This window comes from Komagataeibacter saccharivorans (assembly GCF_003207825.1).
GTDB lineage: Bacteria > Pseudomonadota > Alphaproteobacteria > Acetobacterales > Acetobacteraceae > Komagataeibacter > Komagataeibacter saccharivorans.
In genome coordinates this window covers 71,397-93,416 of record NZ_NKTY01000009.1, presented here as the reverse complement: position 1 = coordinate 93,416, position 22,020 = coordinate 71,397, and the positions used below count along the sequence as shown (strand labels likewise).

General features: G+C 59.2%; 14 protein-coding genes. 3 read left to right on the top strand and 11 right to left on the bottom strand.

The features are described from left to right. Positions 1–126: 126 nt before the first annotated feature. The 11 genes from CFR79_RS07500 to CFR79_RS07450 form a co-directional block, all read right to left on the bottom strand. Positions 127–2,901: a beta-glucosidase family protein gene (locus CFR79_RS07500; protein WP_181417392.1), complete on the bottom strand. Its 2,775-nt coding sequence runs from the start codon at positions 2,899–2,901 to the stop codon at positions 127–129. Between the two features lie 191 nt (positions 2,902–3,092). Continuing rightward, entirely contained in the window at positions 3,093–5,429 is a 2,337-nt protein-coding gene (locus CFR79_RS07495) for a TonB-dependent receptor plug domain-containing protein (RefSeq protein ID WP_165927279.1), read from the bottom strand. Between the two features lie 722 nt (positions 5,430–6,151). Then, complete coding sequence (locus tag CFR79_RS07490; RefSeq protein WP_110547462.1) at positions 6,152–7,240, bottom strand: proline racemase family protein; 1,089 nt, start codon at positions 7,238–7,240, stop codon at positions 6,152–6,154. A gap of 69 nt (positions 7,241–7,309) precedes the next feature. Then, entirely contained in the window at positions 7,310–8,611 is a 1,302-nt protein-coding gene (locus tag CFR79_RS07485) for an MFS transporter (RefSeq protein WP_181417391.1), read from the bottom strand. A 92-nt stretch (positions 8,612–8,703) separates the two neighbouring features. Next, positions 8,704–10,059, bottom strand: coding sequence for an oxidoreductase (locus CFR79_RS07480; protein WP_220030254.1), 1,356 nt, complete (start codon positions 10,057–10,059; stop codon positions 8,704–8,706). Between the two features lie 190 nt (positions 10,060–10,249). After that, on the bottom strand, positions 10,250–10,666 hold the full coding sequence (locus tag CFR79_RS07475) for a RidA family protein (RefSeq protein ID WP_110547477.1): 417 nt from the start codon (positions 10,664–10,666) through the stop codon (positions 10,250–10,252). A gap of 68 nt (positions 10,667–10,734) precedes the next feature. Beyond that, the gene (locus CFR79_RS07470; protein WP_110547459.1) at positions 10,735–11,490 is read right to left on the bottom strand and encodes an SDR family NAD(P)-dependent oxidoreductase; all 756 of its coding nucleotides are present in this window, start codon (positions 11,488–11,490) and stop codon (positions 10,735–10,737) included. A 136-nt stretch (positions 11,491–11,626) separates the two neighbouring features. Next, positions 11,627–13,936: an oxidoreductase gene (locus CFR79_RS07465; protein WP_110547458.1), complete on the bottom strand. Its 2,310-nt coding sequence runs from the start codon at positions 13,934–13,936 to the stop codon at positions 11,627–11,629. A 93-nt stretch (positions 13,937–14,029) separates the two neighbouring features. Beyond that, positions 14,030–14,803 (bottom strand): cyclase family protein, encoded by a 774-nt coding sequence (locus CFR79_RS07460; protein ID WP_110547457.1) that lies wholly within the window; start codon positions 14,801–14,803, stop codon positions 14,030–14,032. A gap of 12 nt (positions 14,804–14,815) precedes the next feature. Then, on the bottom strand, positions 14,816–16,372 hold the full coding sequence (locus CFR79_RS07455) for an indolepyruvate oxidoreductase subunit beta family protein (protein ID WP_110547456.1): 1,557 nt from the start codon (positions 16,370–16,372) through the stop codon (positions 14,816–14,818). Positions 16,373–16,420: 48 nt separating this feature from the next. Next, positions 16,421–18,589: an indolepyruvate ferredoxin oxidoreductase subunit alpha gene (locus tag CFR79_RS07450; RefSeq protein WP_110547455.1), complete on the bottom strand. Its 2,169-nt coding sequence runs from the start codon at positions 18,587–18,589 to the stop codon at positions 16,421–16,423. A 379-nt stretch (positions 18,590–18,968) separates the two neighbouring features. Here CFR79_RS07450 and CFR79_RS07445 point away from each other — a divergent pair, with 379 nt between their 5' ends. The 3 genes from CFR79_RS07445 (at position 18,969) to CFR79_RS07435 (ending at position 22,012) form a co-directional block, all read left to right on the top strand. After that, the gene (locus CFR79_RS07445) at positions 18,969–19,457 is read left to right on the top strand and encodes a DUF3830 family protein (RefSeq protein ID WP_110547454.1); all 489 of its coding nucleotides are present in this window, start codon (positions 18,969–18,971) and stop codon (positions 19,455–19,457) included. Beyond that, complete coding sequence (locus CFR79_RS07440) at positions 19,457–20,758, top strand: NAD(P)/FAD-dependent oxidoreductase (RefSeq protein WP_110547453.1); 1,302 nt, start codon at positions 19,457–19,459, stop codon at positions 20,756–20,758. Before CFR79_RS07445 ends, CFR79_RS07440 begins: the two co-directional genes overlap by 1 nt. 81 nt (positions 20,759–20,839) lie before the next feature. Beyond that, positions 20,840–22,012, top strand: a complete 1,173-nt coding sequence (locus CFR79_RS07435) for a pyridoxal phosphate-dependent aminotransferase (RefSeq protein WP_110547452.1) — start codon at positions 20,840–20,842, stop codon at positions 22,010–22,012. Positions 22,013–22,020 lie beyond the last annotated feature (8 nt).

The following is a 22,020-nucleotide window of genomic DNA, read 5'->3' as shown; positions in this document are numbered from 1 at the left end:
ATGGCAAACCAGACTGCCTGTTCCGTCGGTCCCTGCGTCAGCCCTCTCCTGCTGGTTCTGTCCATATTCTGTGCCGTGGCCATTATCGGCCCCCACGTTCCGATGGAACGCGGGGTTGCGGTCAGGTCAGATCCTGCCCTTCAGCCGGATGTCGCCTGACGAAGCACCGACCAGGATCGGGCGTGTCCCCGGCACCTTGCGCCATGCATGGTCATGTGTGGACCAGTACTGCAGGGCACGGGGAGCTATATGCAGCGTAATGTCCCGGCTTTCCCCGGCATCAAGATGCACCCTGTCGAAAGCGACAAGGCTTCTTACGGCAAGATCGGCACCGGGTACAGGCGTCCCGGGGGCGTCGATATAGACCTGAGGAACTTCATCCCCCCCGGCCCCGCCGCTGTTCCTGATCCTGAACCGGACGTCCAGGCCACCTGCATTATTGGCATCAATATGTAGCCGCGAATAGGCAAAACGGCTGTAGGACAGGCCATGCCCGAACGGGAACAGGGGCCTGCGACCGGATTTAAGGAAGGCACGATAGCCAATATTCACCCCTTCCGAGAACACGGTCTTTTCGTCCTGTCCCGCGCCGGAGCGCTCCTTGTGCATCGGGTCGGTTGCGGGATAATCGCTCAGTTGCCTGCCCCATGTAACGGGCAGACGGCCAGCAGGATTGACCTGTCCCGTCAGAACCCTGGCTGCGGCAACGCCACCCCGGTCGCCTGACCACCACATTTCCATCACGGCCGGTGCCTTATCAAGCCAGGGCAGCGCCACGGGCTGGCTTGTATTGAGCATGATGACCGTATGGGGATTGGCGGCCAGAACGGCCTCCGCCAGTTCATTCTGCTCACCCGGAAGCTGGAAGGGCGGCTGGCCCCGGCTCCACAGGAAAAGGATGACCTTGCGTGCATGCCGGGCGACATCAACCGCATGATCCCGGTCCGCCCGGCGTGTTGCTGGCGTTGCCCATGCCAGCCTTAGTCTTTCGGGGGTACCGGAATCATCGGGTACGGCATGGATCACAACCTTATGTCTGCCGGTAGCCAGTTTGACCGGCACACGCACGTTGTCCAGTCCGTCCGTGCCCGGTAGCAGGTTATCCTGATTGGGTTCGACAATATCCCCGTGCAGACCGCCCTTCAGGGCATGGGTGCCGCCGATGCGCGTGCCATCCACGATAATGTCGGCCCGCGCACCCAGCACATGCAGGCACAGCCAGTATTCCCCTTCTTCATCAATCTGGAGATCACCGCTCCAGTCCATCGTGCTGCCTGCGGGCACGGTGGCGCCCGTAGCTGCGGTCAGGGCAGAAAGTGGCGCCTGCCCTGCCTTGCGCCCCATGTCCTGTGGCACGGGGCTGATAACATGGTCCGCGGCGATGACGTGGCCATCCATGTCATCCGCAACGGCGGTCTGGATATGGGCCTTCCCACCCCCGATCTGGCGCAGCGCGGTAACGGGGCTGACCTGATGATCAGGTTCACCCAGTGAACGTTCATTGGGTTTGCCAACCGCAATAACCTGTGAGCCCCCCGGCCCGATAACCGCCAGGTCCGTCAGGTCATCAGGGGTGAGCGGTAGCACATGATGGACATTCCTGAGCAGGACGGCAGATGCAGCACTGGTGCGTTCATTGATGTCGTCAACCTGCCCGGGCGTAAGGCGCGTGCCTGTCCCCTGACCCGTCGTGCCCGGCAACCGACCGAACAGGGCCATTTCAAACAGGACACGCCCCGCCGCGCGGTCGATTTCAGCCTGCGTCACCGCCCCGTCGTGCAGGGCGTCATACAGGTTTCTGAACTGGTGATTGACGGGAAACAGGACATCCCACTTTACCGGCTCGGGCTGCGGTTCTTCGGGAATGGTCCCTTCAAAGATACGATGCATGGCATCAAAGTCGGGTGGCGGAACATGGTGGGGCGGCGGCGTATTGTCATAATAAGCGGGAATGATGCCCGCAAAGGGATTGGTCGGATTGAGGTGCCCCGGCATTTCCATGTCCAGACCCGCCGTCAGGCCCAGATTATCATGCACCGCGCCCCAGTCCGATACGACAAACCCTTTGAAGCCCAGCTCATCACGCAGCACATGGTCCATAAGCGCCCTGTTTGCGCAGGCGTAAGGTCCATTGATCATATTATACGCACACATGATCGATGCAACATGGGCGTTGATGGCGGCTTCGAACGGGGCCAGATAGATTTCGTGCAGCGGCTGTTCATCAATAAAGACATGTTGGCCGTCAGTATCGTAGCCGATGAAATGCTTGGCATCGGCCATGACGTTGCGTGACTGGATGCCGCGTATTTCAGCAGCACCGATCACGGATGTCAGGGTCGGGTCCTCGCCAAAAGTATTATAGGCCCGGGAATAGGTGATATCCCGATCTATATTGATGAAAGGCTGCAGGACAACGTCAATATTCAGTCGATTGGCTTCATCCGCAATCAGGACGCCATTATCAAATGCAAGCTTCGGGTCGAATGTGGCCGCAACCCCCATGGTCGCGACTTCAGCGACCGATGGTTTGCTCAGCAGCAGTCCCGGCGGTCCGTCCGCCATGCGCAGCGGTGGCACATTCAGCCGTTTTACGCCCGGCAGGTAGCCTGCCTCCCCATCATTGTGCGCCGCAGGTTCTTCCGTTCCCCGGATAAGGTTCAGCTTTTCCTGAAGGGTCATCTGCTTCAGCAGGCTGGACGCGATACGGGTTGCCCTGACGTCCGCATCCTCCTGGTCGGCAGCCTGCGCGGGGTGGAAGGGATTGCAGACCGACAGGGCCAGACAGCAGGCACTGCCATATAGAAGTATTGTGCTGCGTTTTTTCAGGATCCGGGCCAGTCCATGGACTGGCCTGTCTGGCCAGCGCGAGGTGAGGGCTGCAAGAATCCGGGTTGGCATGACCATGTACCTGTCCCTTTCTAATATTATACATACCTGCGCCTGACCGTTTTCCCGACCAGGCGCATGATACCGTCCCGAAGGGTCTGCTACTGCAGGGGGACAGAAGTCCGGTCCTGCGCGGGTTGTGACCCCATGGCGGCAGGATCTTTCGCAGGACGCGGACTGTATTGCTGATGGATATGAGGTTTTTAGAACTTCATATCTGCGCGGAAGTAATAGAATCCACCGTTGAAGGCCAGTTGCGACGCATAATAATCATACTTGGTCACGCCATAGGCACGTCCCTGCGCCGGTACTTCGGTCGGGTGGGTATTGAAGATGTTGTTCCCACCAATGGCCAGATGCAGGTTGCGCGTTGCCGCGTAACCGAATTCCAGATCGGTCACCCACCGTGGTTTTGCTTCAAACGGGAAGAACGTATTGACCGACCATGCATTCGGACCCGTTGTATATTGCATTTCGTCGGTCACGGAACCCCAGCGTGTTTCACGCAGCGTTGCGTCAAATCGACCCAGTGACCAGTGCCCGGACATGATGATCTTGCTGCGCGGCGTTGTCGTTGTCAGGAACGCAACCTGCTGGGCATTCAGTACGGGGGTACCGTTACTGTTATAGGACATGTGCGATACACGTGTTCTGTTCAGGTTCAGGCCAAGTGACCAGTCAACACGCCCATACTTCTTGAAATCGGTCAGATAGGTCGCGGTGATGTCCAGCCCCTGCGTACGTGTGCTTGCCCCATTGGTGAAGTAGTTGACCGAAACGGCCGAGGGATCGAGGCTGGTCGGCACTGGAATACCGGACAGATCGATGGCGTTCAGCGCTTCCGCGCCCGAGGCGTACCCCCCTTCCACAATACGATCACGGATATTGATCTGGTAGACATCGGCAGCAATATGCAGTTTTTTCAGCGGATTGATGACAATACCGCCGCTAAGGTTGGTAGAGCGTTCTGGCTTGAGCGCCTTGGCACCCAGTGACCGTGCTGCCGCCGAATTGACGGCCAGCACGCCACTGGCGGCTTCGGGGCTGACATTCAGGTTGGTGAAGTTTTCTTCCGCCAGTGTCGGGGCACGGAAGCCGTTGCTGATCGTGCCACGGATCGCAACCCACTTATTGATCTCATAACGGGTGGAGACCTTGCCGCTGATTGCGTTGCCCACGTCGGAATAATGTTCCAGACGGCCTGCCAGATCGACTTCCCAACCATTGAGCGGCTTGAAGTTTACATCCGCATAGCCTGCGTAGATATGGCGCCCATGCACGCCGGATGCGACGTCGGGCAGGCCAGGCAACGCCTGTGAACCATTGCCGTAAAGCGACGCGGCGTCACCTGCGCCCATCTCGTACTGCTCGTTACGGTTTTCAAACCCGAGCGCCACCGCCACCGGAGCCGCGAAGAACGGCGCCGCGATCGAACGGCGCAAATCGACGTTATTGACCCACTGCGCATTACGGTAATTGCCGATCGAGAAACTGTTGGGGGACGTGCCCGTGGCCTGCAACAGATCCAGGTTGATCGACTGATCCAGACCACTATGGAACCAGTCAGATCCATACGTGCTGCTGACATCCCACGAGAAACCAAAGAAGTTGTCCCCCTTGAATCCCGCAGTCACACCCATGTCGTTTTCGTCTGATGTCTGGATCGGGCTGTAACCGTTGGGATAGATTCCAGAGTAGCCGCTTGGCATGGTGCGGTAAAATGCCCAGGCCTTGGCATCCCTGTGGGCATAGGTTGCGTTGCCGTAAAAGGTTACGTGTTCCGTAAGCGGCAGATTGAAGTTGACGCCCAACGCCTCGCGGTCACTGGCCGGGATACCGAACAGCCGGTCGACCTTGGCGTTATAGCGTGTATCCGTGCCGTCATGATGGGTTGGGTCCTGGTGACGGTAATCGAAGCTGAGCTGCAGGGAACCGCCATGGCCGATCCTGAAGCCCTCATTGAACATGCCGCCCGCGGTAAAGCCCTGATTGTTCCCGTAATTGCCAACGAGGCTCTGGGCGGAAATGCCATGATCCTGTGATTTCAGGATGATGTTGACCACACCGGCAACAGCGTCGGACCCGTACTGGGCGGCCGCGCCATCACGCAGGATTTCGATATGATCGATCATGGACATCGGAATCATATCAAGATCGGTTGGGGTCGATCCCTGCTGTGAACCGGGAGACGCATAGATATTGGCCGTCGGGTGGCGTCTTTTCCCGTTGATCAGGATGAGCGTCTCGTCCGGGTTCAGGCCGCGCAGCGATATGGCATCGGTCAGACCGCCTGCCCCGGTGCCGAATGCAGGCGTCGTGACCGACGGCGATGTCACGATCAGCGCATCACGCAGGTTCGTCTGGCCCGTGCGCAGGATCTGCTGCTTGGTGGTCACATCAACCGGGCTCATGCTCTGGTAAAGCTTGCGGTTGGTGGTACGGGTGCCCGTTACGATAAGCTGTTCCGCCTCACCCGAATTACGGGTGGTTTTCTTGTCTTTGGTCTGTGTTTCAGCCGTTGCCGCAGCGTACCCCGGCATGGGGACGGTGGATATTCCTGTCAAAAGGAACAGAAGAAACGGCAGCTTCCTGTTACGCATCCAATTCTCCATCCTGATTACTGTTATGAGAAGCACGCAGATGCCGTGACTTCGAAAAAGGGATTACCCGGTTGCGTGTAAAAGGCGTGGTCCGCGCCGTACCGACCGGGAGTGACGTGGGGTAGAGAAAGTAAGTCTTTCTTCACGTGAATATGGACACATCGTATGAGAAGCTTATGTCTAAGTCAATACGAACTAAAAACGTTTCTCACTAAAAATGCGGTTGGTCATTTCTGTACGATAAAAATAAAAGTATTTTATTTCAGTATATTAGATCGATTTACCAACGGTAAAAGTTACGGTATCGAAAATTTGCGTCAGGTCATGTTGCAAAAATGCCAGAATAGCTGGCGGGATCAAGTCCATCTGGATTTTGGCAAAATATTACTGCACCGATATGTAATATCAATTTGGTTTTGTTCTGGTCCATCCGATTGGACAGCGTGTCAGGTCTAAAATCCAGCCCGAAAACATTACAAAAACGAAACGTACGTTTCCGGGGAAGATTTCTTTTGGGAAACTATAGAAAATGCCACCTTCATGAAAAAAAAAAGGTGGCACGCAGGATTGTCTGTTATTTATATAAACGCGTTGTTCTGAAATAATATCCAGATCCCCATGGCCGGATAAAGCCACGGGGCTGGAGGTGCCGTCGTGACGCGTTACACTACAGCCTTGCCGCCGCCGATAAGAAAACCATTGCCCAGCGGATCATATTTCGAGACCACCAGTTGGGACAGCGCGGTGATCCAGGCGGAACCGGTTACGCGCGGCACAAGATAGGTGCTGTCGTTTTTCCGTTCTTCCTTTACAATCCTGCCCCGATAATGTGTTCCCATGATGCTTTCGTTAACGAAATCATCGCCTACCTTTAACAGACCCTTTGCCACCCTGACCGCCATCCTGGCACATGTGGCTGTTCCACAGGGCGAACGGTCAAAGGAGTGGGCACCGGAAACCGGAACATTCAGCCCATCGGCCCCTTCCGCCCGCGGTTCATCGATCCAGACGATATTGCCCACCGATGGCACGACGCCGGTCAGGGGATCGGATAAGGTGGATGTCCGGCCTAGTTCCTGACGGATGAATTTAGCTTTTTCAATCAATTCATCTATCAGGTCAGGCTGAACTGACAGACCGACACTGTCTGATTCAACAAATCCATAATACTGGCCGCCATAGGCTATTTCCACGGTTGTTTTTTTACCATGGCCAGTATCGACCTCAACAGAGCCAATATAATATGCTTGGGGAATCTGGAAGGAAACGGCCTGGCATCGGCCGTCCTTTATTTCCACTTCTATCGCCAGAGTGCCTACGGGCGTCAGGAGTGGAAGTTGAAAATGCCCGTCCGTGCCCAGGTCAATCGACGGGATCAGCGCCAGTTCGCACAGTGTTGTCACAACACCGATCGTGGCGTGTCCGCACATATCCGGATAGCCGTTTGCATCCATGAATACGATCCCGAAAGGTTCACCGGCAGCGCTGGGCGCAATCAGCGCGGCGGCAAACATTGACCGGTGTCCACGCGGTTCCAGTACCGCCATCCGCCGAACCCAGTCGGCCTGAGTTCTGAAGTGATCCCGGGCCGCGGTGGGGGAAAGGCCGACAAGGTTTTCGCCGCTGTCCATAATCACGCGTGTTGTCTGGCCACAGGTATGGGAATCCACAACATGCAGGGTCCTTGCGTTGTCATATGACCCGTTGTGATGAATAAGGCGCGTGCCGTAATCGTGCATGTTATTACTCATGTTTTTCCTATCTGGACAGAAGAGGGAAAAGGAAATACTCACCGGGGTCACAAAAGACGCGCAGCTTCGTCAGCAGGAAGTCTGTTTCACCGTTCCTACGGAAAAGGTGGACATTTTTCGGCATGTCAGGACCAGCCCGCAGAACGAGATGATGGACACGGCATAAAATATGACAATCACGCCGTTGAAGGACCCGGTCCTGTACAGGATGGTCGTAGAGATCAGGGGAATGAACCCCACGATAACCGACGCGATGGACTGCCCCAGTGCCAGACCGGAGGAGCGTACCTGAACCGGAAACAGCGCCGTCAGCAGGCCGGGCTGGGTACCAATCATGCCGGCATGGAAAATGCCGTTTGTAATGACAAAGGCCGCCATGATGACATAGGGGTTGCCAGTACCGACCGACATGAAAAACGGGTATATGGAAATGGCGGAACACAGGATGCCAAGCCCGTAAACAACCGGTGCGCCCAGCAGGTCGGCCAGCCGCCCGAATACGACCATCATGACCGTATCAGCAGTCATGGAAACAAAAACCGACGCAATCAGGATACTTTCATTCACATGCAGCCACGCGCCATAAGAGAGCGAGACGGTTGTGGTCATGAGAACATAGATCATCTCGGACAGGATCAGGGTGGAGGCAGCCAGGACCGACGTCTTGTAACTGCGGATCACTTCCGTCATGGGGGTCTGGACGCCGTTTTTTTCTGCAACCCGGGCAAATTCGGCCGTGTCGCCCACCTTCAGCCGGATCACGACACCAAGCACGACAACCACGATACTGACCAGAAATGGCAGGCGCCATCCCCAGGTCAGGAACTGGTCACCGCTGATGGCGCGGAAAAGGAAAAACAGCCCCGACGAAAGTATGAACCCCACTCCGACCCCTGCCTGGCTCCACGCGCCATAAAATCCCTGCTGCTTCGGGGGGGCGTTTTCAGTCGCCATAAGGATCCCGCCACTCCATTCCCCTCCGGCTGCAAATCCCTGGATCAGACGTAGCGTAATCAGGGCGATGGGGGCGATGATGCCCGCCTGCTGGTAGGTTGGTAGCAGACCGATCAGGAATGTCGCCCCACCCATCAGTGACAGCGTCCATGTCAGCGTGGTCTTGCGGCCATACCGGTCTCCGACCGAACCGAACACGATTCCACCCAGTGGCCGTGATACAAAGCCCACTGCATAGCCCACAAAGGCACCGCTGGTGCTGAGTATGGGGTTGCTCAGGGGGAAAAAGGATGGACCAAAGACCAGCGCGGACGCCAGCCCGTACAGAAAGAAATCATAAAATTGCAGCGCATTGCCAATAGATGACGCCAGTATTGGCAAAATGACCTTGAAGTGCCGCAACAGTCCACGTTCCACACTGAATACTCCAGGTATGAGGGCAGTTATATCCGGAAAGAAAACCCGTCAGAAACAAGACGGGATGACAGGCAGCAGTGCTGCTTATCGGGTCATACGGGTGCCTCAAGTCGCCGCTTCCCATCGGCGCAAAGCCGCGTGTCCGGGCTGTTCAGGGCGGCGCGGTCCCATAACCGGCAGGTCACGGCCTTGTGCTTCTGGTCCAGTCCTTCACAGTAATTGGTGTATTTACAGACGCGCATGCTGTCGGCACGTCCGGCCCGCGCCTTGAGCAACCAGTCCGGGTCCGCCATGAACTGCCGCGCGCTTGCAACCACATCGGATGTGCCGTCTGCCAGCATCGTTTCCGCCATCTCCACGGTATGAACGCCGCCGGCACAGATGACGGGCGTGTCAAAACCGGCGCTACGGAGTTGCGCGCGGATGAAGCGCGATGCTTTTGCATTACGGCCAAACGGCCCGAAGGAATCTGAGATCGCGTGTGGAATGCATTCATATCCGCTTGGGCCGGTATAGGGATAAGCCGCCTCACCTACCCGTGGCTGGAGCGCATCTTCAAACTTCCCCCCACGGGAGAGTGAGAGAAAATCAAGTCCGCGCGCCGCCAGCCGCCCTGAAAACCATGCAGCATCTTCTACCGTGCTGCCACCCGCAATGCATTCTTCGGCCAGCAGACGGCAGCCGACCGGATAGTCCGGACCGACCCTGTCACGCACACTGTCCAGCACGACTTCCGCCAGCCTTACGCGCCCTTCGCGCGTCTGGCCCCACCCGTCCCCACGCGTATTCAGTGCGGACAGGAACGAGGCCATGGTATAGGCATGGGCATAATGCAGTTCCACCCCGTCAAAACCGGCATTGCGTGCCCGCAGGGCTGCGTTGGCAAACAGGTCGGGCAGAACATCGGGCAGGTCCTTTATCCACGGTAGATGCACATCCGTTATCCGCTCCCGCGCCCCGTAATCCAGGGCTTCGCGTTCACGTAGGTCAAGAATGGTCTCAAGTTCGGCCCGGCTCATGTTTCTCAGGCGGTCGCGGATGATCGTGTCGTCCGTCTCGCCAAGTAATGCCCGGTGGCGGTCGGTTATGACCAGAAAACGCGTCAGGAAACGATCAGGCTCCGGCCTGCGGCGTATGTTCAGGAAATCGATAAGCTGGACGAAAACCTTTGTCTCGCCTCCGCTGGCCTGCCGAATGGTCGCAACCAGTTCCGCCATGCCGGCCACGTATCTGTCATGCGACAGGCGAAGAAGCGGGCCGCTGGGAATATCCCTGATCCCTGCCGCTTCCACCACGATCGCGCCGGGCCGACCCATGGCGATGCGTCTGTACCATGCAAGGGTGGATGGGGTGACATGGCCGTCCTCACTTGCCCGCCAGCTTACGACGGCGGGGTACCAGCTTCTGGTTTTCAGGGCGAACCTGTTGACCGTAACAGGTCGGAACAACGGGGAATCCGCCGCGGCGGCGGAAGCTGCCGGTGCATGGGACTGCCACTGAATTCGGTCCGATGGTTTCCACATCTTACCCTCTGCCTTTCCTGATCCCATTCATGCCCGAAGAACCTGAAACATTCATTATAATTACGATTTCGTAACGAACAGCATGGACGTGCCGATTGCCATGACCTGTTTCCTGTTACGGAATGACGGCAGTCGCCTCGATTTCCACAACGGCCCCGGGCTCAACCAGGCGACCAACCTGCACCAGACTCATGACCGGGTAATGCCGTCCCATCGTCTGCCGGTACACAGCCCCCAACGGGCGCAGGCTGGCATTGTAGACGGCTATGTCCGTAACGAACCAGGTCATCCGCACCAGATGTTCCGGCATGGCTCCTGCCGTTTCCAGCAGGCAGCAGATGTTCTGCAGCGCCTGTTCGCACTGCGCCACGAACCCGTCGCGCATGTCGCCCTGCGGGGTTATTCCGATCTGGCCACCCAGTACCAGCAGTCGCCCGGACGCGGCAATGGCATGGGAATACCCCCGTGGCGCGGGCCAGCCGTCCGGCAGCAGGATCTTGTGATCCGTTTTTTTTGTAAGACATGAATCCATGTTTGTTTCCACCTGCATGAAATAGAAAAAATCCTGGCCAGAACAGGCAGGACTGGTCGGGAACGGGCCTACCCCACCTCTCCCCCGGCTACGGGCAGTGCAATGCCGTTGATGGCACCTGCTTCGCGCCCGCACAGGAAGGCAGCCGCCACGGCCACTTCTTCCACGCTGTTCAGGCAGCCACGGGGATTGAAACGGGCAAATTCGGTGCGGATGTCCTCCGCCGGGCGACCACTTTTCCTGACGATGCGCTCCACGCTGTCGCGCACCAGGTCACTTTCCGTAAAGCCCGGACAGACGGCATTCACGGTTATGCCGTAACGCGCGTATTCAAGCGCCAGCGAACGGGTCAGACCCAGCAGGGCATGCTTGGCGGTGACATAAGGGGAAACATAGGTATACCCGCGCAGTGCCGCCGTGGAGGCGACATTGACGATGCGTCCGTCCCGTCTTTCCACCATGGATGGCAGTACAAGCTGACACAGTCGCGCCGCGCCTAGCACGTTCAGCCGGAATGCCTGCACGAACGCGTCCATCGCTATATCGGCAAAACGGGCGCTGGACGATCCACCGGCGTTGTTGACAAGGACATTGATTGCCCCCGCCTGTGCAACAGCCCGGTGAAAGGCGTCATCCAGTTCCTTTTCGCACGTAATGTCTGACACGACGTAATGATGTGCATCACCCGCGCCGACCACCGCTGCAAGCTGCGCTTCCGAGCGGCCAAGAACGGTCACGATATCGCCGCCCTGCATCATTTTACGGGCAATTTCGCGGCCTATGCCCCTTGAACCGCCTGTAACCAGTACATGCCTTGCACGCATCAGGATTCTATTCCCCTGTCGGTCGGGAAGACCGTATTATTATCTTATATTTAAGATACATTGATATGAAGTATATCCGCAACCGCTTTATGGGCCTCCCCCCGCAGGCTGCTGCTTGCGGGAGTGGCTGGCCCTATCAGGTCACTGCATGGCGACGGGGCCGCGCCCGGATGCGTAACGCCTGCTCCTCGGCAAAATTGCGGCCTTCGTTACGTTCCAGCGCATGCAGACCGGGCAGGTTGCCGGGGCACAGGCGCGGCATGGGCGCACCATAACGGGCCGCCGCGCGCAGGATGAGAGCGGTATCAACCAGCATGGGACGACCCAGCGCAACCAGATCCGCACGACCGGCGGCAAGGATGGTATTGGCCTGGTCAACGGTGGAAATATTGCCCACGCACATGACGGGCAACCGGGTTTCCGCCCGGATCTGCTCGGCAAAGGGCACCTGGAACATTCGGCCGAATACGGGTCGGGCATCAGGCGTTGTCTGGCCGGTGGAAACATCAATCAGGTCACAACCTGCCTGTGCGAACAGCCGCGCTGCCGTCACGACATCGTCCATCGTGATGCCGCCTTCCTGCCAGTCGGTTGCTGAAATACGGACCGCCATGGGACGTTCGGCAGGCCAGGCCGCCCGTACGGCCCGTACCACCTCCAGCGGATAGCGCATGCGGTTTTCTATGCTGCCGCCATATTCGTCGTCCCGGATGTTGGTCAGGGGCGAAAGGAAACTGGCCAGGAGGTATCCGTGGGCACAATGCACCTCGATCATATCAAAGCCACAGTTCACGGCCCGTCGGGTCGCGGCAACGTAGTCCGCCGTAATCGCGTCCATGTCATCACGCGTCATGGCGCGGGGCATCGCACTGTGCGGATGATAGGGCAGAGGTGACGCGGAAATCAGGTCCCAGCCCCCTTCGGCCAGTGGCTGGTCCATGCCCTCCCACATGACACGGGTCGCGCCCTTGCGGCCCGCATGTCCCAACTGCAGGCAGATCCGGCTGTCACCTTCGGCATGGACAAAATCGACAATCCGGCGCCAGGCGGCTTCCTGCGCATCGGTATAAAGACCGGTGCAGCCCGGGGTGATCCGGCCATCGGCGCAGACATCGGTCATTTCCGTATAGACCAGACCGGCTCCGCTGGCGGCGAACTGCCCGTAATGCACCAGATGCCATTCCCCCGGCACGCCGTCACGGGCGCGGTAGGTGGACATCGGCGACACCACCAGGCGGTTGGGAATGTCCATATCACGCAGCCGGAACGGCTGGAACGCGGGCACGACCCCTGGCCTGGTGGCATGGCCGGATGCCGTGCAGTCCGTCTCGAAATCCTTCTGCACCTGCGCCACGAAATCCGGGGCACGCAGGGCAAGGTTATCCCATGTAATGGCTTTTGAACGCGTCATGAGGGAGAAGGCGAAGCGGATCTCGCTCATGGGCCAGTAGCGGTTCAGGTGCTCAAACCATGTCAGCGAGACTTCCGCCGCATGCTGGAGGCGTTCGACTTCATCACGCCGGTCGGAATCATATTTTGCCAGCGCATCGCCAATAGTGTCGGTCGCCATGACGGCGGCGTGCAGGGCAATGGCATCCTCCATGGCAAGTTTCGTGCCCGAACCGATCGAGTAATGGGCCGTTGACTTGGCGTCACCCATCAGGACGATATTGTCCTTTGACCAGTTTTTGCACTGGATGGCGGGGAACCGGCGCCATATGGACCGGTTGGCGATCAGCCCGTGGCCGTCCAGTTCCTCGGCAAAGACGCCCTCCAGATACGCGACATATTCGGCCTCGGTCATGTCCCCCAGCCCGCACCGGGCAAAGGTTTCCTCGTCCACCTCAATGACCCAGGTGCTGCGTTCGCGTTCGTACTGGTAGCAGTGCGCCACGAATACGCCGCCCTCATGTTCGCGGAAAAAGAAGGTGAAGGCGTCCAGCGCGCGCGTGCTGCCCAGCCAGACAAAACGGTTGGACCGCAGGTCGATGGCGGGCTGGAAATGGGCGACGTTCTTTTCGCGGATTGCGCTGTTGATGCCATCGGCCGCCAGGACAAGATCCGCTTCGGGGAATTCCTCGGGCGATGCTTCGGTGCGGAAGGCCAGTTCCACGCCCAGTTCTTCCGCCCGCCGGTACAGCAGTTGCAGCAGCGTGCGGCGCGAACAGCCGCAGAAGCCATTGCCTGGTACCCGGAATGTCCGCCCCCTGACCGCTATGTCCAGATCATCCCAGTACGAGAACTCACGGCGGATCATTTCGTAGGACGGCAGATCAGCCTGCGCGAAGATATCAAGGGTCTGGTCACTGAATACCACGCCAAAACCGAACGTGTCGGCCGGGGCATTCCGTTCGAAAACCCTGACCCGTGCCTGCGGAAGATCGCGCTTGAGCAGGATTGCAGCGTACAGACCGGCAGGCCCGCCACCGATTGAAACGATGTCCATCCAGACATTCCTTTTTTTGGCAGGTCCAAAGTATTATATATTAAATAAATTATTTATATAATACTTCGGAATTGCAGTTGATATTTTAATATATTATCTCGTTACAAGGGCGAAGACCCGCAGCGGGCTGCCTGATCCGTCACGCAGTTTCAGTGGCGCCGCCATGACAATCGCACCACGCGCAGGAAGCCGGTCCAGCCCGGTCAGACATTGCAACCCATATTTGCCCGCGCCATGCAGCAGGGTATGGGCGGGGTATTTCGGGTCAAGCAGATGGGCCTGGCCACAGTCGGTGCCGATCGTTTCCGTTCCAAATCCAAAAATGTCCCGCTCCTCAATCAGGAAACGGATGCATTCGGCAGATGGCCCTGGCGTATGCGCGCCGTCCTCCTTGCGGTTGGTATAATCCTCCGGGCTTCTCCTGCCCCAGTCCGTGCGCATGAAAACCCAGGTACCGGGTTCGATCGTGCCGTGTGCTTCCTCCCACTGGCGGATATGTTCACATGTCAGCAGGAAATCGGGATTTTCCGCGGCGGCGGCAGCACAGTCTATGACATTGACCGGTGCCACGAAGTCGCGGGCGGGCATGGTATCGACGGTGTTGTCCGGCAGGTTCCGGCCACTGATCCAGTGGGCCGGGGCATCAAAATGCGTGCCGGTATGTTCCCCGACGGTAAAGTTGCGCCAGTACCACGCAATGCCGTTTTCATCGTAGCGGGAAATGACTTCGCTGGAAAATGGCAGTGTCTGACCAAAGGGTTCGGGCAGGATCAGCGTGGGGAAATCCTCGCTCAGTGTGTGGGTAAGATCCACCACCTCTATGCTGCCGCTTGCAAGACCGGCAGCCAGCTCGGGCAAAAGTGACATGATCGTGCTCTCCTATGCCATGGCGCCGCGCTGGAAGCGGGCCAGTGCGGCCTCCAGCGCCGTGCCTTCCGGGTCTTTCAGGGCGGCTTCTCGCAGCAGCCGGGTCCATACCGCCGCCCTGCCCTGCAGCAGCGGCCTGTCGACCATGACGCCAACCGCCGTCATGACCCGATCGAATTTGGACAGGCCGCGGGCGTGGGTGTCGCTGTAACCCTTGACCAGACGCCTGCAGCGCAGCACCTCGACACCGAAATCGTAATCCTGTTCCAGCGCGGCGCGGGTCAGGTCGAGCCATTCGTCCCGATGGCGCATTTCGCGTTTGTGGCGCAGCGAAACAGGGCGCAGGCGATAGAGTTCGGCAGTAATGGACAACAGCACGAACCAGCGCAGTCGGTCGGTCCGCACCCGCCAGCCCCTGCGAAGGAACCGCCCCATGAGCAGTCTGCCCAACCCGGTTTTTTCCAGCATCAGGGCAAGGCCGGATGGCAGCAGGCCCAGCACTTCCTCAACGCGCGGATGCATGAATTCGGTAATGGAAAGCGGCTGACCGGCGGCTACACCCATTTCCGCCGCAATGCGGGAAAAGCGGGTCCGGCGGGTCTTGAGATCTGCCACCCGGATCACGTCGTCATAGGCCATGGCGTTGGCAATATGGCGCGCGGCTTCGATCGTCAGCTCAGGCATGCCCTGCGCGCGTTCCTTCAGCGCAAACTCACGCACAAGCGCCAGATAGGCGTCTGCATACGCAACATCCTGAAAATCCGCCACGCGCCGCAGTCCGGCATCAAGCATGGTGGCGGCACCGGAAGGCAGCCCGGCCGCGGCGTGCAGCAGCGCATCGAAAGCCGCCACGCCCGACGGGCTGAACGGGGCCACCGCCTGCTCCACCGCAACGGGGTGGGCGGGTTCGGGCATATCGCCGGTGGTGCGCGCAAAGCCACGGTCAAAGGCGGCCAAGCTTGGCTTGACCCCGATCCCGCCATTGCGGATTGCATCCTCGAACGCTTTGCGTGGAAATGGAAGGGCATTACTGGCCGCCAGTGCCCCCAGCATGACGGCGGAAATGACGCTGCGCGCCTCTTTCGCCACCTGCTCCATGTCAAAGGCGATGACTTTTTTTGCGGCAAAGGCCGCGGCGTCATACACCGGCGCGGGATCTATGCGCCCGTCGCCAGGATTGATGCGTTCTTCCACCGCGTAGCTGCGGTGGGTGGAAACGAGCAGGGTCGTGCGTTCCGGTGTGACCAGGCCACGCAGCATGGCCCGGCCGCCTTCCATCAGTTCGGCACCCAGAACGATGTCCACTTCCCCCGGCGTGGGCAGCAGGGCCAGAACGGGCATCCGTCCTGCCGGGTCGGCCGGTGCGATCTCGATGTAATAAATGGTTGCCCCGGTGCGCTGGGCCACGCCGGGAACCGATGTCGACTGGGCGATCCAGCCGCATTGTTCCGCAAGGGAGACAATCCAGCTGACCAGAACGCCGCCGCCCTGACCGCCCATGGCGCAGACGGCTATTGAAATCGGTTTTGTCGCAACGGCCGCGGAGTTTTCTCGTAAAAGAACGGTCATGAAAAATGTTGATCCTGTACAGCTACCAGATGGGGCGATGGCCGGACGTCAGCTGAATACCGGACGGCGCGCTTCGCGCCACCGCTGGACGGACGCAATGAGTGCTGAACGGATGCGGTGTTTCCACCGCTCCGACCGCGCTGCATTGACCACTGCATCCGCACGATAGAAGGAGGGGCACAGAACGGCGGCATCCGCCACCTCGCCACAGTTGCCGCAGGCGACACAGCTCTGGTCAATGCTGGCGACCGGGTCCTCTTTCAGCGGGTCCCCCGATGGCTTGACCGACAGGGAGGGGCAGCCGGACAGCCGGATACATTCATGATCGCCGGTGCAGACGTCCTCATCCACGCCAAAACGCTGGGTGACCACCCGCTTGCCGTCCTTCAGCGCCTTGCGCTTCAGGGGCTTTTCGCGCCGCTGGCGATTGAGCATGCATTCCGAAGATGCCACGATCACCTTCGGCCCGCTTTCGCGCGTGGTCAGGGCTTCGTTCAGCACCTCGCGCATCCGGCCGACATCATAGGTGTGATCGATTTCCCGCACCCATTTCACGCCCACCCCCTTGATCGCCCTGGAGATCGGATGGTGGGTGGACCGACTGGCGGGGGTCGAGCGCGAGGACGGGATGTCCTGTCCGCCCGTGGCGGCGGAATAATAATTATCGACAATGATGGTGACATCATCGTTTTTATTGAAAACCGCGTTCCCGATACCGCTGGTCAGCCCGTTATGCCAGAAGCCGCCGTCGCCCATTACGGCAATCGTGCGTTTGCGCTCGCGCTCCTTGCGACGGCTGTCCCCGCTGAAGGCCGAGGCGGAAGCCGGCGCCAGTCCGTAGCCCATGGTCGTCGCGCCAAGGTTGAAGGGCGGCAGGATGGAAAAAAGATGGCAGCCGATATCCGACGCGATGTGATGTGGCCCCAGTTCCTTTTCCACCAGTTTCATGGCGGCAAAGATCGGCCGCTCCGGGCAGCCGGTGCAAAATCCGGCGGGACGGGCGGGAACGCTGTCTTTCAGCGCCGCGATCTGCGGAGTACATGTGATGGGAGGCTGGTTGGTGGCCCGTGCCGTGCCGTCAAGCAGATCGGGCGCATCCGCCACGAACAGGTTGCGCAGCCCGTCGGTCAGCACGCCCACGGTATATTCGCCCCCCATGGGCAGCATGTCCTTGCCGTGCAGGGTGCAGTCAATCCGGGCGCGGTGCAGGATCCGGCCGATGGCCTGTTCGATATAGTCGGGCTGGCCTTCCTCGATGACCAGAACGCTTTTCTTGCCGCGACAGAATTCCACGACCTCGTCATCAATGACCGGATAGGCAACGTTCATGACGTAAAGCGGGATGTCCGTCTTGCCATACAGATCAGCCAGACCCAGCCGCATCAGGGCACGCAGTGTATTGTTGTACAGGCCACCCAGCAGGATCAGCCCGACATCTGCATCCGGCTGGTCAAAAAATTCGTTAAGCCTGTGCTCCCTGATATACTGCACGGCGGCTGGCCAGCGCTGTTCCAGCTTTTCGGCTTCCTGAACATAGGCCGCGGGCGGGAGCACGATGCGCGAAAGATCACGCCGGGGGCTGCGTGTCGCTTCATCCAGCGTCATTATGGGCCGCCTGTTATCCCTGGCTACGAATGTGCCGTGCAGGTGGCAGCTTCTGATCCGGACCTGGAGCATGACCGGCGTGCTGGAGGCTTCGGACAGTTCGAACCCCTTCTCCACCATATCGACGATACAGGGCAGCGAAGGGCGGGGATCGAGAAGCCACATCTGGGATTTCATGGCGAATGCATAGGAACGCTCCTGCATGATCGAGGAGCCCTCACCATAATCCTCACCGATGATGATGAGCGCGCCCCCCTTCACCCCGCCCGAAGACAGGTTGGAAAGCGCATCGGATGCCACATTGGTACCTGCGGTGGATTTCCATGTCACCGCACCACGGATGGGATACATGACGGAAGCGGCCAGTGTGGCAGCGGCCGTTGCCTCGCTGGCACTTGATTCAAAATGTACGTCCAGTTCCGCCAGCAGGTCCTGCGCGTCCGACAGCACATCCATCAGGTGGGAAATAGGCGCGCCCTGATAGCCTGCCACATAACCCACGCCCGACTGCAACAGGGCCTTGGTTATGGCGAGTATTCCTTCGCCCCGGAAGGTTTCTCCGGCACCAATGCGCAGATCCTGCACTTCAAGCGCAAACGACCGCTCTGCCATGATGTCCCGCTCCTCGTTCAGATATGAAAAATAGTTAGCACATAAGATATTTCGGCTTCAACCATTTACTGTTCGATGTCGAAATGAATTTTTATCCCCCTCCGGGGCGCATGCCCGTTACTTCCGGCGGGAAACGTTGCGTCCAAAAAATAATTTCATGACCTGTCTGATGCCGATTTGTATTCCCGGCCCCGACAGAAATCGGCTGAAGCTCGCGAACGGCGAGACGGGACACGTACCTGTCCCCGTCTGTTTTGCGCACGCCGCATCCATTCATGATCCTGCCAGCTTTTCCGGCCGGATGCTACATAAAACGATCGACATCATGTGATTTTGGTTATAATATTATGCTGACCCTGGTTAATGGATATGCCCTGACATGACCCGTTTCATTACTGTTAAAGAAGAAAAATCAGCACTGACCGCACGGTTCCAGTTACTGGACAAGGAAGCGCCCCGTCACGCCGAAATGCTGTGGCGCATCGCGCAGCAGGGCGGTGACCATGGCGCAATCCATGCCATGTGGACGGGGCCGGAAATCTCATGCCCCGTCGTGGGTGACAGCCTGCCACAGGGCACTGTAATCGACCTGCCGCCGGAAAATGCCACCAGTTTTCCCGATATGGGCGAAATCGCCACAGTATTCGCACCAAAGGGTACATGGAAGGGCGCGCCGGACGCCGATTTTTTTGATATTGGCATTTTTTACGGTCCGGGCGGGCGAATGCTCATGCCTATGGGCTGGATCATGGGTTCCGTCTGCGCCCGCGTGGTGCCGGAAGATCTGGCAGCCCTTCGGGAAGGATGCGGTGCCATCCGCAGGAATGGCAGTTGCAGACTGACCTTTGAAGCCACGAGCCGGAACTGATGGCCCCCTCAGCAGAGCGGCCGCTGTGGCAGGGCAGCGCCACACTGGATATTCCGCACGGACGTGGCCGCCAGCAGGCTGAAACCGTTGTGATCGGTGGCGGCATTGCCGGTCTGTCCACTGCGTTCCATCTGGCCCGCAACGGGCATGACGTGGCTGTTCTCAATGCGGGAACTGCCCTGGGGCTGGCTACGCGCGCCAGTGCCGGTATCATTACCGGCCAGCTTGTGCGCAATACGCCCGCTTCCATCATGAAACGTCTGGGCAAGGCGGAAGGCAGCCGCCTTCTGGAAGCGGTCGCTGCCTCCCCGCGCGAAACATTTGCCCTGATCCGGGAACAGAATCTTGCCTGCGGCGCCATGCCCAACGGGTTTCTCGCGCCGTTTTTCGGTAATGGTCAGCGTGAACGCCAGACAGTGGCGGACTGGCAGGCATGGCGGCAGGACATGTCCCTGCTGGATGCGAAACAGACAGCACAACTGACCGGATGTCAGGGATATGCCGGAGCCGTCCTCGACCGCAGTGGTGGCGGCGTGAACCCTGCGGCCTATGCCGATGAACTGGGCCGGCGCATTGTGGAAGAAGGTGGCCGGGTCTTCAACAATTGCCGCGTAACCTCCGTCACGCGGGATACGGGTAATGGGGCTGCGCGCTGGCTGGTAAGTTTTCCCGGTGGGGAATTCGTGGCGCGCAACGTCATTCTGGCGGCAAATGGCGGCAACCAGTTCCTCCACCGCGCGCTGCGTCATGCGGTGCTTCCCCTGCCGGTGCTGGAGGTGGCCACCGCGCCCGTCTCCCCTGCCCTGCGGAAAGTCATCCTGCCCCAGCGCCACGCCCTGACGGATCTTGCCACCGATGTCTTTTCCATCCGTTTTGACACCGAAGGCCACCTGATTACGGCAGCACCCGCGCCCGAGCATTTTGATTGGGCACGGATTGAAGGCAGCATTAACGACCGGCTGGAAAAGGCCATTCCCGGCTGGGAACGGTTGCCGCTGGAATTCGCCTGGACGGGCACCGCATGGCTGCGCAGTGACTGCGTGCCGCGCATGCCGATCCTGGATGAAGGGCTACTGGCCATTCAGGCGTGCAACGGACGCGGCCTGGCCATCAACACGCTGGCGGGTGGTGATGCGGCCAACTGGATTCTCTCTGCCGGGCGGGATCTGCCGCGCCTGCCGACCAGCCGCCCCCGGGTAGTGCCGGGGTTTATGCTGCTGCGCCATGTGCCACGCCTGATCATGACCGCCGCGCGCCTGCGTGCGCGCGTCACGCAGATGATAAAACGACCCGCGGCATAGACGCGCGGATTTTCACAAAACTGGTAGCGCGGCACGTGATGAGCGTGCCGCGCATTCCGAACTTTCTGACGGAACCTGATCATGAGCCGACTGGCAAAACGTATTACCGAATCATCGCCCAAGAATTACGGAATGTTTTCCAGGGCGATGGCAATGGCAGGCACGCGCGATCTGATCCATCTTGAACTGGGGCAGCCGGTTCATGACACTCCTGCCCATATCAAGGAAGCGGTGGTGGACGCCCTGCGCGCCGGGCACGTTCACTACAGCGATCTGCGGGGCAATGCCGAACTGCGCACGGCGTTGGCGAGCAAGCTGCAGCGGGAGAACGCAATTGATGTTACCCCCGATCAGGTGCTGGTTACCAACGGCCTGACGCAGGCTTCCTTTGCCGCCCTGTTCGCCACCATCAATCCGGGGGATGAAGTCATCCTGCTGGAACCCTTCTATCCGCAGCATATCGGCAAGATCGAACTGGCAGGTGGCGTGGTGGTGCGCGCACCGCTGGACCGGGCGAATGACTACAGCATAAATCCCGACATGATCGCGCCGCACATTACACCGCGTACCAAGGCGATCATTCTGGTTAATCCGTGCAATCCGACCGGCCGTGTCTACAGCCGCGACGAACTGTCGGCATTGGCCGATCTGGCCATCCGCCATGACCTGCTGGTCATTTCCGATGAAGTGTACGAGCAGATCCTGTTTGATGATGCCAGTCATACCAGCATTGCCTCACTGCCCGGCATGGCGGAGCGCACGATTACCCTCTTTGCCTTCACCAAGGCCTATGCCATGGACGGATGGCGACTGGGCTATGCATGCGGCCCGAAGGACCTGATGGCGGGGCTGCTGACGGTCACGTCCAACGAGGTGACGCATGTGAACACCTTTATCCAGTATGGCGCCCTTGCCGCCGTGACGGGTGATAAAGGCCCGCTGCACGGCATGCTGGCGGAAGACCGCAGGCGCCGTGACCAGGTGGTCCATGCGCTGAACCAGTGTCCCGGCGTCACCTGCCCGCTGCCGCAGGGCGCGATCTATGCATTCCCTGACATTTCAGGCACCGGACGCCGGGCGCAGGATATTGCCGATGCCCTGCTGGAACGCGAAGGCGTAGTGGTGGAAGCTGGCAGTTTCTATGGCGCTGCGGGTGAAGGTCACCTGCGCGTGTGCTTCGGTGCGGAAAGCGCGGACCGCCTGACCATGGCGCTGGAACGCATGCGGCATTTCTTCAACACGCTGGCCAGCTAAAAGCGTCG

Coding starts and splice junctions, on each gene's coding strand:
- CFR79_RS07500 (WP_181417392.1), bottom strand. CDS start 2,901: ATGCCAACCCGGATTCTTGCAGCCCTCACCTCGCGCTGGCCAGACAGG.
- CFR79_RS07495 (WP_165927279.1), bottom strand. CDS start 5,429: ATGCCGGGGTACGCTGCGGCAACGGCTGAAACACAGACCAAAGACAAG.
- CFR79_RS07490 (WP_110547462.1), bottom strand. CDS start 7,240: ATGAGTAATAACATGCACGATTACGGCACGCGCCTTATTCATCACAAC.
- CFR79_RS07475 (WP_110547477.1), bottom strand. CDS start 10,666: ATGGATTCATGTCTTACAAAAAAAACGGATCACAAGATCCTGCTGCCG.
- CFR79_RS07470 (WP_110547459.1), bottom strand. CDS start 11,490: ATGCGTGCAAGGCATGTACTGGTTACAGGCGGTTCAAGGGGCATAGGC.
- CFR79_RS07465 (WP_110547458.1), bottom strand. CDS start 13,936: ATGGACATCGTTTCAATCGGTGGCGGGCCTGCCGGTCTGTACGCTGCA.
- CFR79_RS07460 (WP_110547457.1), bottom strand. CDS start 14,803: ATGTCACTTTTGCCCGAGCTGGCTGCCGGTCTTGCAAGCGGCAGCATA.
- CFR79_RS07455 (WP_110547456.1), bottom strand. CDS start 16,372: ATGACCGTTCTTTTACGAGAAAACTCCGCGGCCGTTGCGACAAAACCG.
- CFR79_RS07450 (WP_110547455.1), bottom strand. CDS start 18,589: ATGGCAGAGCGGTCGTTTGCGCTTGAAGTGCAGGATCTGCGCATTGGT.
- CFR79_RS07445 (WP_110547454.1), top strand. CDS start 18,969: ATGACCCGTTTCATTACTGTTAAAGAAGAAAAATCAGCACTGACCGCA.
- CFR79_RS07440 (WP_110547453.1), top strand. CDS start 19,457: ATGGCCCCCTCAGCAGAGCGGCCGCTGTGGCAGGGCAGCGCCACACTG.
- CFR79_RS07435 (WP_110547452.1), top strand. CDS start 20,840: ATGAGCCGACTGGCAAAACGTATTACCGAATCATCGCCCAAGAATTAC.